Origin of the sequence: Nitrosovibrio sp. Nv4, assembly GCF_900215485.1 — a bacterium.
GTDB lineage: Bacteria > Pseudomonadota > Gammaproteobacteria > Burkholderiales > Nitrosomonadaceae > Nitrosospira.
In genome coordinates this window covers 1,233,018-1,245,887 of sequence record NZ_OCMZ01000002.1, presented here as the reverse complement: position 1 = coordinate 1,245,887, position 12,870 = coordinate 1,233,018, and the positions used below count along the sequence as shown (strand labels likewise).

The following is a 12,870-nucleotide window of genomic DNA, read 5'->3' as shown; positions in this document are numbered from 1 at the left end:
CGCGGCAGGCAGATTGTTGGACATGGCTCGATTTTATCTATTCGAGGCAGGAAAGGGACATTCAAATTTATGAGGCATGACGCACAGACCTAAAAGAGAAAGACGAGAATAATGGTTATTCGATGGATGTGCCATGATAAAGTTTTTATTATTTTGTTATAACTCTATCCTTATATACTGGACCGGTTGGGTAGCTCTGGGATTAGCAGGCAACTTTGGACCTTAAAAGAGTTGAAGGGTCCGAAGCGGACAATAGAAAACCGCCCAAGCGATTGGAAACAAGTGACGGTGGAAAATGTTATTCGTCGTTACGTGGCATTATTAGCAGTTAACGGTCGCTGCATGCGTCAAGGTCATATCCGGAAGCAAGCAGGTTGACCATTAATTTCCAACTATGGTCCGCAATACTCCTCTCCAATTCGAACTCCATACTCCGCAATCGTCATTGCGCGCCGCAATTATCGATGCCTACCGGCGCGACGAGGCACAGAGCCTGGATGAGCTGATGGGGCAGATCAATCTGCCGCCCGCAAGCCGTTACCAGGTGCAGGAACGCGCACGCAGACTCGTCACCGCGGTGCGCGGCAAGCGTACCCATGCCAGCGGGGTCGATGCGCTGTTGCATGAATTTTCGCTATCCAGCCAGGAAGGCATCGCGCTGATGTGCCTCGCCGAGGCGCTGCTGCGCATCCCCGACAGGGAAACCGCCAATCGCCTCATCCGGGACAAGATCAGCGGGGGCGGATGGGACGCGCATCTCGGGCACAGCCCATCACTATTTGTGAATGCCGCAGCATGGGGCTTGCTGATTACCCGCAAGCTGGTGTCGACCCACAGCGAGGGCGGATTAACGGCCACGTTGACACGTCTGGTCGAGAAGGGCGGCGAACCCCTGATTCGCAGGGCCATGGATCTCGCGATGCGCATGCTGGGTCATCAGTTCGTGATCGGCGAGACGATCGAGAAGGCACTCGAGCGCAGCCGCGAGCATGAGGCGCGCGGTTACCGCTATTCCTACGATATGCTGGGCGAAGCTGCTCTCACCGCAGCCGACGCCGAACGCTACTATGCATCGTACGAGGCCGCAATTCACGCCATTGGCAAGGCAGCCGCCGGGCAGGGTGTCCACGCGGGAGCCGGCATCTCCGTCAAGCTTTCCGCGCTGCATCCGCGCTACGTCCGCGCCCAGCGCGAGCGTGTAATCGCCGAGCTGCTGCCTCGACTTAAGTCGTTGCTGGCGCTCGCCAGGCAATATGACATCGGGCTGGACATTGATGCCGAGGAAGCCGACCGGCTTGAGCTCTCGCTCGATCTGCTGGAAGCGCTCGCGTTCGACCCTGAGTTGGCCGGCTGGGATGGTATCGGGTTCGTCGTCCAAGCCTATCAGAAGCGCTGTCCAGCCGTAATCGACTGGATTATTGACCTTGCGCGCCGCAGCAGTCACCGGATCATGGTGCGGCTGGTAAAGGGCGCGTATTGGGACGCGGAGATCAAGCGTGCGCAGGTCGAGGGATTGGAGGACTATCCGGTCTATACACGCAAGGTGCATACGGACGTTTGCTACCTCGCCTGCGCACAGAAGATGCTTGGCGCGCCGGATGCGATCTACCCTCAGTTCGCGACGCACAATGCCCACACGCTGTCGGCGGTCTACCAGATGGCGCAGGATGCGCGGATTGACGACTACGAATTCCAGTGCCTGCACGGGATGGGTGAGGCGTTGTACGACCAGGTGGTGGGGGCGGGCCAGCTCGCAAAGCCCTGCCGCATTTATGCGCCCGTTGGCAACTACGAGACGCTGCTTCCCTACCTGGTGCGGCGCTTGCTCGAGAACGGCGCAAATTCGTCCTTCGTCAGCCGCACCGTCGATGAAGACGTAAGCATAGACGAGTTGGTCGCCGATCCGCTCGCCCAGGTCGAGCGCGAAGGTGCGCGGCCGCATCCAGCGATTCCGCTGCCGTGCGAGCTTTACGGCGCCGAGCGCAGGAACTCATCCGGTATCGATTTCAGCGATGAGCACGCGCTTGCCAGACTGGCCGCCGAGCTCGCCGAATTTTCGGGGAAGGATACTCTGGACCAGTCGGCCGTGCCGATGCTCGCCGACGGCGACCGTAACGACGGGGAGCGGCTGCCGGTTTTGAATCCTGCCGATCGGACTGATTGCGTCGGTACAGTGATTGAGGCGAGCGATAGCGATGTAGAGGCAGCGCTTGCCGCCGCCCAGGCATTCGCGCCCGAATGGCAGGCGACGCCGCCAGGGTACCGCGCGATGCTGCTTGAGCACGCAGCTGACGCGCTTGAGGCGCACCGATCAGAATTGATCGGACTCGCGGTGCGTGAAGCCGGCAAGTCCCTGCCGAATGGGCTCGCCGAGGTGCGCGAGGCGGTCGACTTCTGCCGCTATTACGCACAGCAGCTTCGCAGTCAGTTTGCAGGCAGTAGCAAGCCAGAAGCGCTGGGGCCGGTGGTCTGCATCAGTCCATGGAATTTCCCGCTTGCGATATTCATTGGCGAGGTGAGCGCCGCGTTCGCCGCTGGTAACCCGGTACTTGCGAAGCCGGCCGAGCAGACACCGCTGATCGCAGCCGCCGCAGTCAGGCTGCTGCATGAGGCCGGCATTCCGCGCGCGGCGCTGCAACTTCTGCCGGGGCGCGGCGAAACAGTCGGGGCACACCTCATTGGCGATGGGCGAGTGCGCGGCGTGATCTTCACCGGCTCGACCGAGGTCGCGCAGCTCATCCACCGCACGCTCGCCGAGCGATCGCACGAGGGCGAGGTTACGCTGATCGCCGAGACCGGCGGACAGAATGCAATGATCGTCGATTCATCCGCGCGGCTTGAGCAGATGGTGCAGGACGTGCTGGTGTCCGCGTTCGACAGCGCGGGCCAGCGCTGCTCCTCGCTGCGCGTACTGTGCTTGCAGGAAGAAATTGCCGACCGCGCGCTGGAAATGCTGAAGGGAGCAATGCAGGAACTTGCGCTCGGCAATCCAGGGCGGCTGGCTACGGATGTCGGCCCGGTGATCGACGTCGAGGCGCAAGGTGCACTGCTCGCGCATATCGAGAAAATGCATGTCGCGGGCCATGCGATGTTCCAATTGCCACTGCCGCATGTATGCGCAAACGGTACCTTTGTACCGCCGACCCTGATCGAAATTAACGATATCAGCGAGCTGGAGCGCGAGGTGTTCGGTCCGGTGCTGCACGTTGTCCGTTTTGCGCATGACCGGCTGGACGAGTTGGTCAACAGTATCAACGCGACCGGCTACGGGCTTACGCTCGGCATTCACAGCCGCATCGATGAGACCATCGATTTCATCGTGACTCGCGCGCATGTTGGCAATATTTACGTGAATCGCAATATGATCGGGGCTGTGGTGGGGGTCCAGCCGTTCGGCGGCGAAGGTAAATCGGGCACCGGACCCAAGGCAGGCGGGCCGCTCTATCTGTACCGTCTGCTACGGCAAGCGCTGGTGTCGCTCGAGCGCATCGGCGGCGTACATGAAAACGGCGAACGGAACCAGCAGGGTGAACCGGAGGCGCTGGCGGCGCTGCGGGCTCTCGGCGATTGGGCGCAGCAGACAGGGCGCGTCTCGCTCTTTGAACTCTGCCAGGATTACAGGGCGCGCACGCCGCTCAGGTATCGCATCCCGCTGCCGGGTCCAACCGGTGAGAGCAATACGCTCGTGTTCGCGCCACGCGGGGAAGTAGCCTGCCTTGCGAATGACGAGGAAACGCTGCTTGAGCAGATTGCCGGAGCCTTGGCAACCGGCAACCGCGTGCTGCTCGCGGACGGCTCGATACCACGGGCGCTGGTCCACACGCTGCCGCCAGCGGTAAGAGAGCAGTTGCGGATTGAGCAGGACTGGATGCAAGCCGCACCCGACGTTGTGCTGCACGTGGGTTCTGCGGACGACGCCTACCGGCTGAGAAACGAACTTGCGGCTCGCGACGGTGCGCGGGTGCCGTTGATATCAGCCGCGGGCAAAAATTTTCCCCTGTATAGGTTAACGGTAGAGCGCGTAGTGAGCGTGAATACGGCCGCCGCCGGGGGAAATGCCAGCCTGATGACACTGGACGCTTGAACGCGTCCGATGAACATGCTCATGCTGTTATTCTTTTTGAATCAATTTCGTAACCGTAACCATGGGGCGCGTTTTTCGCCTGATCAAGTCTTCATGAATGCTTCATCCAATACTTCATGAACAAATCGTTCAATGCCTGCCGCGCTTGAATTACGCGGTCCCGCCACATTCAGTATCCTGATCCGGTTTGTTTTCAGGAAAGCGCTGATCCATTTACGCCATTCATCGCAGGGATAAACATGCAGGCATGGCCGATTGATTTTTCTTGCCCATTCCTGCGTAAATAGTGATCCCCCTGTCAGCTCTGGCGCCAGCGTAACAATCAGCGTGGCATCGCTGTCGCGCACGTTCCATTTCGTACGCTGCTGGTAGTTGCGTCCCACTGTTTCCTGCAAGCGATAGCAATCCGGAATTATCCCATCTTCTGCTCGCCGCCCAGCCGGACACCAGCCACCATGCTGTATATCATGGGCTATGGCCCAATCCAGCGCAGCGCGATCAGCGCCGGTTTGTCCACCTGAAATTATTTTCTGGATCACTGTGCGCTAAAGAAGCCCCTGAACTGGTTATTAACCGGTCTTGAGTTTAACCGAAAAATCCGCGATGCCTATCTTGAAGAGCAACCTGGCTGCCGCATCGAGTGTTTTGAATTCGCGGGTTTCGCGTCTTGCTGTTTCCAGCGGCTGGCCATCGATCACTACCATATAGCCCTCGGACATTACCGCATAATGCACCTGCACCCGCTTTACGGCGCTGGCATTAAGCAAAAGTTTCACTTCACGCTCTATCATGTTTTCTTGCCCAGCAATAACCCGGTAGCGGGACCACGTATGTCCCATGGTTCAAACAGGTCCTGCTGGTCGACCATCATCAGCAGTTCGCCTGGCTGCACTTGTAAAAATTTGCAAAGTTTTTCCAATACGCCGCGATCAAAGCTGTTTACCCGGTCGTAATAGTAGCGATCGAGCGTCGCGCGAGCAATGCCCGTCGCGCGGCAAACATCGGCGACCTTAATGCGTCGAGTGCCAAGAATGGTAGAAAGTCGACAAGTAATCATTGTTGGGTTTATTGTTGATCGATTTCGATGAAATAATAACATCAATCAGTTAAATATAGCTACGTCCAGAACCCTCTTTGCTGCGGTAGGAATATAAGTTCGACACGTTCTGCGCTGATATTAAGACACTTGTTTTCATACAGCATTGGTGTAATAATGTATTACATGAAATCAGAAAAAGCCTCAACGGAACCCAGCTATTCGCTGGCTGAACTTTGCGTATTTGCGGATCTGCCTCCCCGGACCGTTCGTTACTACGTTCAGATCGGCCTCGTTGACCGGCCCGAAGGCGAGACGCGCGCTGCCCGCTACGGTCCGCGGCATCTCGAACAATTGTTGCTGATCAAGAAGTGGACGACAGCCGGTGTGTCCCTGGAGCGCATCCGCGAACTGCTCCGGGGCGAACAGGCGCCGATTCCTCCTCGTCCACGGGCCGTTGGATCGGTCGAGGTATGCAGCCATCTGACAGTGGCGGATGGGATTGAAGTGGTGATCGAGCCGGGCCGGGCGGGTTTATCGCCTGAGCAGGTGCGTAGGCTGGTGAAAGGCATCATGGGGGTATTTGCTCAGGTCAGCGGCGGCGTGAGACTAGAGCAGGACAAGAGCAATAACTAGAACAAAAGGGAGAAGAAAATGGATCAGTACGGCCATCCACGTCTGGAAACAAGACATGGCGAACCCATGATGCTCGAGGGTGTGCGAGCGACAGGCGAAGTGCGGGGCTTGATGCTGAAAATGAGCGTGGAACAGCGGTTTCGCAATTCCAGCGGAAAGAACGTCGAGATTGTCTACAGTTTTCCCTTGCCCTGGGGTGCAGTCCTGCTGGGCATTGATGTCCAGTTGGGAGATCAGCACCTGGCTGGTTCGGTCATCGAAAAGAATCAGGCCGAAGTCCGCTATGAGGAGGCGCTCTCGGAGGGCAACGCGGCTGTCATGCTGGAGAAGAACCGCGATTGCAGCTACAGCCTGAACCTCGGCAATCTGGCGGCGGGAGAGAATTGTGTAATCAAGCTGCGCTACGCGCAGACATTGCAATTTGAACAGCGCGGCCTGCGCCTGTTGATCCCGACAGTTATCGCGCCACGGTACGGCGACGCCGTCACCGACGGCGGAATGCAACCGCATCAGGCGCCAGTAAGCGATTTATTGGCTGAATACCCATTCGATATTGAATTGAGCCTGCACGGCGAACTGGCGCGTGCGCAAGTGGCGTCACCCAGCCACTCCATCGGTATTTCCCGCAGTTCGACCGGGGCGGATACCATATTGACGATATCGCTGGCGCACCGAGGGACGCTTGATCGCGATTTCGTACTGATCGTTGACCAGCTGACCCAGGACTCCACAGCCATCCTGGCTCGCGATTTTGTTGAACCGGAGGGCGTGGCGGCGCTGGCGAGCTTCTGTCCGCGTATTTCTGCATCGGGCTCGACGGCTATTGCCGTCAAGATTCTGGTGGATTGCTCCGGCTCGATGGAAGGCGACAGCATCCAGGCCGCCAAAGGGGCCTTGCAGTCCATTATTCATCAATTGGACAAAGGTGATCTTTTTTCGCTCTCAAGATTCGGCAGCACTGTTGAGCATCGCTCGCGCGGTCTCTGGGGGGTAACAGAAACCACCCAGTTAGCGGCTCAACGTTGGGTTGCTGGTCTGCAAGCCAATTTGGGCGACACCGAAATGGAAGAGGCGCTGCGTTTGACGTTCGGACTTGCCCAAACTGTGCCTGGCGACGTCCTCATCTTGACAGATGGTGAGATCAGTGCCATTGACAGCGCGGTTGAATCCGCGAAAGCCTCGGGCAATCGAGTGTTCGTGGTCGGTATTGGCAGCAGTCCGGCGGAAAGCCACTTGCATCGGCTGGCGGAAGCCACCCTTGGCGCTTGTGACTTCGTGGCCCCGGGTGAAGCGGTGGAGCCTGCGGTGTCACGAATGTTTGCGCGCTTGCGCTCGCCACGATTGACGGACTTGAATGTCGTGTGGCCCGGGGGTTCAAAACCCGAGTGGGTGTCGCGCCTCGATGCAGCGGTTTTTGATGGGGATACAGTCAATGTATTCGCCTTCTTCAGTGAGGTGTCGCAAGTGCCGGGCGGCGATGTGCGCCTGCTAGGCACTCGTTCAGCGGGAGGCGTACCAGAAGAGATCGGTTGTGCCACGTTCGCGGCAGTTGTGGAACCTGATAACACCTTGTCGAGATTGGTTGCTTCCGTGAGGCTGCAATCCATTGAAACGAATTCGATGATCGGAGTACCACCGGACGCGAAGCAATTGGGGGTTGCCTATCAATTGGTAACTGACCAGACCAGTTTTCTGCTGGTGCATCAGCGAGCCGGAGAATATAAGCCGGCCGATATGCCTGATCTTTACAAGGTCAGGCAGATGGTTCCTGCCGGATGGGGCGGCACAGGGTCAGTGACAGGGTCAGTGATGTTCTCTCGCGGTGGACCCTACCTGGGGGCCGGCATTACCGAATATCAATCAGCTGTTTCCCCGGACTGGAGCGATGTCGATGCGCGCGGCACCAAGGTAGCTCAGAATGCATTGTCGTTCGAATATGGCGCTCACGCGAATACCGCTGCATTGCAGCACAAGCGCGACCACATCATTGACCGCACGAAGCGGCACTATTGGTCCGGCTCGGAACTGACTCCCCTGGGGTTGAGCGAATGGCTGCGCATCGCCCCCATGACAGACTGGCCGAAGACCTACATCGAATTGCGCCAGATCGGTCTCGGTGCATGGTTGACAGATTGGCTGGAACTGGTGATGGGCGTGGATACTCAATCGCTGCCCGAAAAAATCGTGGTCAAAGCATTTCTGTATGTGATGTCGCAGCGAAGCATCCATGAATCCTTGACCAAATCCTCCGGACTTCTGCAGGGCCTTAATTTGATCCCGCAGGGGGTGAAGGATTCGTTTGCGACAAACCTCGGCGTTGGCCGTCCCAATGTGGATACTCTGCTAGTGGAGGAAATGGTGGCTTCGTTGGATGGGATGACTGGAGATACCTGGCCTGATCGGATCTATGCGATGGAAAAGCTGCGAAAAGAAACCCAGTTGAAAGAGAAAGAAGCCGCCGTCTGATGCGCAAAACCGACGGAGGTTCTTGATTCAGTGATGCGCTGGAGACATTGGATGGGCAGACCCGTTTCCCGCACCAAATTCTCTTTGTTTTCCGGTGAGCAACATGGTGAGACGCTACAACCAACAAATTAAACAATTAAAGAGGAGGCGTATTATGAAACCCATCATCCCGGCTCTGCTTGCGGTTCTAATTTCCGGAATCGCTCAAGCTGATCCGCCGCAACTCGGAGATCGGCAAACCGGCAAATACCTGGGAAACCTGAGCGCCAATCCTTACGACCCTAACTCGGTAAGTAATCCGTATGGCCGGTACGGAAGTGAATACAGCCAGGACTCCATCAATAATCCCCATGGACAATATGGAAGCCGCTACAGCAATGACAGCGCTAACAATCCCTATGCCACCAATGCGCCGGCAATACATGGAAATGATGGATATAACCCTGGTTACCGTTATTAGGAGTTATTGAGCAGGTCCAGTACAGAAATATTTATGTGTGTGTTAGTGTCGCCACGGACGTCATCAGCTGGCAGGCTGGCGGACACTTGTAGTTGACATGAACGATTTCAGGATTGGTCTCGTCCAAACGACCGACCCAATCCCCGCCTGAGCAAACGTCAAGTGTCGTTATCTGTCTGATCCTTAAGATCCCGATGCCAGATTAACTCCTTATTCTTATAGACTTCCCTGACCCGGTGGAAGGGAATCTCGTGAATGCGGCCATCCCGGTCTGTGACCTGAAAGAAAAAATGGTCCCCTGGAGTAAAGTGAATCTGATGTAGCGGGACCTGGATGACTATCTCATCTACACGATCGTAGTATCCGATCACAAAATCCCCTTTTGCGAATGAATCATCCCAGCGAATCCGATTGAGTAATTCCTGAATGGGGATCATGAAAGCTCCTCGCATGTGAACCGCCACCATCTTTTTTTTGCAGTCATCAATGACGGCGCACGCGACCGCATTCGATCAGGCACTTCGCCATACATCCGCGATGCGATCACTCAAATGCTCGTACCCTGTCACAAACCCGCAACTGCTCCATCGGCCAAAAACCTTACTGTTATCCGACCTGTTCATTATTTGATGCTACATTAAATTCTTCGATCCCGAAAACATGTTTTTTCCTGGTCGCAATATCAGGTAAGAGGCTCGGCATGCGAGACATCGACGGTTCATATGGAGAAGGCGGAGGGCAACTGCTTCGTACATCGGTGGCGCTTGCGGCAATTACCGGTCAACCTGTCCATGTTTACAACATCCGGGCCAAACGAAGCAATCCCGGTCTTGCACCGCAGCATCTTACCGCAGTCAAGGCAGTAGCCGCGCTTTGCGGCGCGGAGGCGGAAGGGCTGGAGGTCAAGTCCCGGGAAATCAGTTTTCGTCCCGGTCCGTTGCGCGGTGGCCAGTACGATTTCCCCATCGGCACCGCGGGGAGTATCACTCTGGTGCTTCAGGCAGCGCTTCCCGTTGCCATGGTTTGCGGTGAGCCATTGCGGATGAATATCGTCGGAGGTACAGATGTCCGCGCTGCGCCGCCGCTGGATTATTTCCGCTATGTGCTGCTGCCATTGCTATCCGGTATGGGCGTCAGGGCAAAGATCGACCTGCTGTGGCGAGGATATTATCCGCGCGGAGGAGGGTACGTAACGGTGGAGGTGGAACCCTCTCCGTCCCTTCGACCTTTGATCCTGGATGCGCCGGGAAGCCTTACTCAAATTCGCGGCTTTGCGCATATCTCCAATATGCCAGCCCATATTGTCCAGAGAATGGCGGGTTCGGCACTGGCGGAACTTTCAGCTTTTCCCACACCAGCTATCGACCTTGCCATATTAGGCGTCGATAAAGCGATCGGTATGGGTGGAGCAATCCTCCTGAATGCATATATGGAACACACCAGGCTGGCTGCTTCCGCCGTAGCGGAGAGAGGAGTGCCTGCCGAGCGGCTCGGATCTGTGGCGGGACAACTTCTGCGGGAAGAAATTTTATCAGGAGCGACCCTCGACATACATGCTGCCGATCAGGTGCTGATCTATCTCGCGCTGGCTGGAGGCGCTTCCTGCTTTCTCGCAAGAAGCCTTTCGTCTCATGCTGCCACTACTATCTGGTTACTGGAGCAGTTCCTGCCGATCCGCTTTAGCGTTAGCCGGGAAGGGAGTCTGGTTCGTATCAAGGCGGAGCCGAATGGGTTTGATTAGCAATGCGGCTATGGATGATGAAGGGTTACGTTGCTGTATCCGATCTCACCAGTCTACTTATCTTTCATACGGCAGATTCATATACCCACATCTGCTATTTGCCGCTCGCGCAACAGTCCGACCTATGGATAAATCAGCGCGATGGCACACCTGGCATTTTTAATGAAATAGACTATATTAAAAATGCTGGCTCATTCGAACGCACTGGTATTTGACCTGGCTGGAATATCAAATTTACGAGGAAAAAAAATGGCGGAGCAGCGTGAAAATTATAGAGGCCGTGAGATTATTGTCCGATCAGGAGAAGATGCTTTAACGGCGACAGAAGGCCGAGGCCCGGAGGGACTCGAACTATTCATCGAGGGAGAGAAGGTTTTCATGGTGCGAAATGCGGCTGGTGCTTTTATTGCATCCGGCCTTGCTTTCGACCCTCAGCCTTCACCGATGGATTTAGCCAAAAAAATTATCGACTCTAAACAGGCGGGGGAATAACGACATGGGAATCCGAAAGAACCAGTCCAGTCTGACGCCATCCGAGAAATCCGCATTCGTTGCTGCGGTAAAAGCGCTGAAGGCAAGCGGCGACTATGACATATTCGTTGCCCAGCACCGCGCCGCTTTTCTTGCCAGCCCCAACGATCCCGCTCATGGAGGGCCGGCCTTCCTGCCGTGGCACCGGGAATATCTTGCTCGATTTGAACGCGCGCTCCAGGAGATCGATCCCAGTGTTTCTATCCCTTATTGGGACTGGACAGTGGACAGGACGGCTACCGCCTCAATTTGGAATGCGGACTTTATGGGGGGAAATGGAACGGGCGGTAGTCAACGGGTGACGACCGGCCCCTTCGCTTTTTCTACCGGGGAATGGAACCTTACCGTCCTGGACCCGGGCGATACTACGCCCTTCTTAACCCGCGCGTTCGGCGCCATGGGATCTCTGCCTACCCAGTCCGCAGTGGATGCTGCCAAAAATGTAGTTCCATATGATTCCTCACCCTGGAATTCCGGCAGCAGCATGAACACGAGTTTTCGAAACCGACTTGAAGGGGTTATTCACAACCCGGGACACATGTGGGTCGGAGGGTCGATGATGGCAATGTCATCTCCCAATGATCCTGTGTTCTGGCTGCATCATTGCAACATCGACCGGCTGTGGGCCGAATGGCAAAGGGAAAACCCCAGCCAGGACTACAGGCCGGCCAGCGGTACCCCCAACGTGGTAGCCGGCCACGGCCTGGACGATCCGATGCCCCCGTGGGACGAGGAAGCGACGCCGCCAACACCGAGAAGCGTTCTCGATCATCATGCGCTTGATTACACGTATGACAATGAAGAGCCTGAAACGCCGCAGGTGGTGGCACTTACCATTGATGCAGCTCCTGCAGCCGCTTCGATAGCCCAGGCAGGCGAGGTTGACGTTTTCAGTTTCGCGGTAACCGCACCGGGAAGTTATATTGTTGAGACCCAGGGCTCAACGGATGTGGTGGCGTCCCTTTATGGGCCAAACAATATGGCGACCTTCATTACTGAAGACGATGACAGCGGACCGGGAACGAATTCGCGGATTACAAGGAACCTGGGGTCGGGGACATATTACGTTCGCGTGCGGCACTACAGCAGCTCATCGGTCGGTGGTTACAGTATCTCGGTGAGGGGATCGGCAACTCAGCCGGGTGTTCAAACCATCCAGGTGAACGGTCCGGCAGTGCAGGGAACCATCGCTGCTCCGAACGAGCGGGACATGTACACTTTTACAGTCGCTACGTCCGGCATGCACATAATCGAAACAGCTGGCAGCACGGACTGCTTCGTTACATTATCTGGTCCCGATAATCCAGCCACATTCATCGCACAGGATGATGATAGCGGTCCGGGCGCCAACTCGAGAATCGCAATCAGTCTGGCCCCTGGTACGTACTTTGCGCGGGTAAGACATTACAGTCCAAGCGGGACGGGTGCCTATAGTATTTCGGTTAGAGCCTGACAAAATTTCCGGCGGGCTGCGGACTGCCTACTGCCAAAAAAATAAAAACCGATGAAAAGCGTGTTGGCTTTGGGCGCTCATCTGTCTTGCAGGTTGCCGCTCGATGATGGCCGATCACAAGCCCATCAGGACAGAAGATGGCTCCCAAGTTTACTCCATCACAAGCTTATATGACGTAAGCAGGGGAGCAAGGGGGCGGACTGCCGAATGGCTGGACATCAACGCGCGCGAAACCTTTGTCTGTCCGAATATACGCTTATCTCCGAGGACTCGGTTCCGATCCTCAATTGGCTTGATGAAGTCATACACTCGCGTTTTATCTGGGAAATCAGGTGCACGGAAGAAACGCGGGAACCATCGTCCCTGGCATTTATCTGCTCTGCGGTCGCGCCGTGTGGTAGCGCACTGAAAAGTCGTTGGGTATGAAGTATCTTTTTCAAACAGCGGTATTGCTGTACAGATC

General features: G+C 56.3%; 11 protein-coding genes. 7 read left to right on the top strand and 4 right to left on the bottom strand.

All coding sequences use genetic code 11. The annotated features are described in order from the left end of the window. Positions 1 to 394 precede the first annotated feature (394 nt). Complete coding sequence (gene putA, locus CRO05_RS14020) at positions 395 to 4,084, top strand: trifunctional transcriptional regulator/proline dehydrogenase/L-glutamate gamma-semialdehyde dehydrogenase (RefSeq protein ID WP_097067732.1); 3,690 nt, start codon at positions 395 to 397, stop codon at positions 4,082 to 4,084. Between the two features lie 83 nt (positions 4,085 to 4,167). On the opposite strand, the gene CRO05_RS14015 is transcribed toward putA, so the two are convergent. From CRO05_RS14015 to CRO05_RS14005, 3 genes are read right to left on the bottom strand one after another with little or no spacing between them, the layout of a single operon-like run. Next, positions 4,168 to 4,623: a putative molybdenum carrier protein gene (locus CRO05_RS14015; RefSeq protein WP_090879248.1), complete on the bottom strand. Its 456-nt coding sequence runs from the start codon at positions 4,621 to 4,623 to the stop codon at positions 4,168 to 4,170. Between the two features lie 30 nt (positions 4,624 to 4,653). After that, complete coding sequence (locus CRO05_RS14010; protein WP_090879246.1) at positions 4,654 to 4,875, bottom strand: hypothetical protein; 222 nt, start codon at positions 4,873 to 4,875, stop codon at positions 4,654 to 4,656. Further along, the gene (locus CRO05_RS14005; protein WP_097067731.1) at positions 4,872 to 5,141 is read right to left on the bottom strand and encodes a helix-turn-helix transcriptional regulator; all 270 of its coding nucleotides are present in this window, start codon (positions 5,139 to 5,141) and stop codon (positions 4,872 to 4,874) included. Before CRO05_RS14005 ends, CRO05_RS14010 begins: the two co-directional genes overlap by 4 nt. Before the next feature lie 165 nt (positions 5,142 to 5,306). On the opposite strand from CRO05_RS14005, the gene CRO05_RS14000 reads away from it, so the two are divergent. The 3 genes from CRO05_RS14000 (at position 5,307) to CRO05_RS13990 (ending at position 8,682) form a co-directional block, all read left to right on the top strand. Then, positions 5,307 to 5,756 carry a MerR family transcriptional regulator gene (locus CRO05_RS14000; protein ID WP_097068002.1) on the top strand — a complete coding sequence of 150 codons (450 nt, stop codon included), beginning with the start codon at positions 5,307 to 5,309 and terminating at the stop codon, positions 5,754 to 5,756. Between the two features lie 18 nt (positions 5,757 to 5,774). Further along, positions 5,775 to 8,222: a VIT and VWA domain-containing protein gene (locus tag CRO05_RS13995; RefSeq protein WP_097067730.1), complete on the top strand. Its 2,448-nt coding sequence runs from the start codon at positions 5,775 to 5,777 to the stop codon at positions 8,220 to 8,222. Positions 8,223 to 8,376: 154 nt separating this feature from the next. Beyond that, a complete protein-coding gene (locus CRO05_RS13990) occupies positions 8,377 to 8,682 on the top strand; it encodes a hypothetical protein (protein ID WP_097067729.1) in 306 nt (101 codons plus the stop codon). 158 nt (positions 8,683 to 8,840) lie between these two features. On the opposite strand, the gene CRO05_RS13985 is transcribed toward CRO05_RS13990, so the two are convergent. After that, positions 8,841 to 9,119 (bottom strand): DUF504 domain-containing protein, encoded by a 279-nt coding sequence (locus CRO05_RS13985; protein WP_097068001.1) that lies wholly within the window; start codon positions 9,117 to 9,119, stop codon positions 8,841 to 8,843. Between the two features lie 263 nt (positions 9,120 to 9,382). Here CRO05_RS13985 and rtcA point away from each other — a divergent pair, with 263 nt between their 5' ends. The 3 genes from rtcA (at position 9,383) to CRO05_RS13965 (ending at position 12,407) form a co-directional block, all read left to right on the top strand. Then, positions 9,383 to 10,423 carry an RNA 3'-terminal phosphate cyclase gene (rtcA, locus tag CRO05_RS13980; protein ID WP_097067728.1) on the top strand — a complete coding sequence of 347 codons (1,041 nt, stop codon included), beginning with the start codon at positions 9,383 to 9,385 and terminating at the stop codon, positions 10,421 to 10,423. Between the two features lie 249 nt (positions 10,424 to 10,672). Further along, positions 10,673 to 10,915 carry a tyrosinase family oxidase copper chaperone gene (locus CRO05_RS13970; protein WP_097067726.1) on the top strand — a complete coding sequence of 81 codons (243 nt, stop codon included), beginning with the start codon at positions 10,673 to 10,675 and terminating at the stop codon, positions 10,913 to 10,915. A gap of 4 nt (positions 10,916 to 10,919) precedes the next feature. Beyond that, the gene (locus CRO05_RS13965; RefSeq protein ID WP_097067725.1) at positions 10,920 to 12,407 is read left to right on the top strand and encodes a tyrosinase family protein; all 1,488 of its coding nucleotides are present in this window, start codon (positions 10,920 to 10,922) and stop codon (positions 12,405 to 12,407) included. Positions 12,408 to 12,870: the final 463 nt, after the last annotated feature.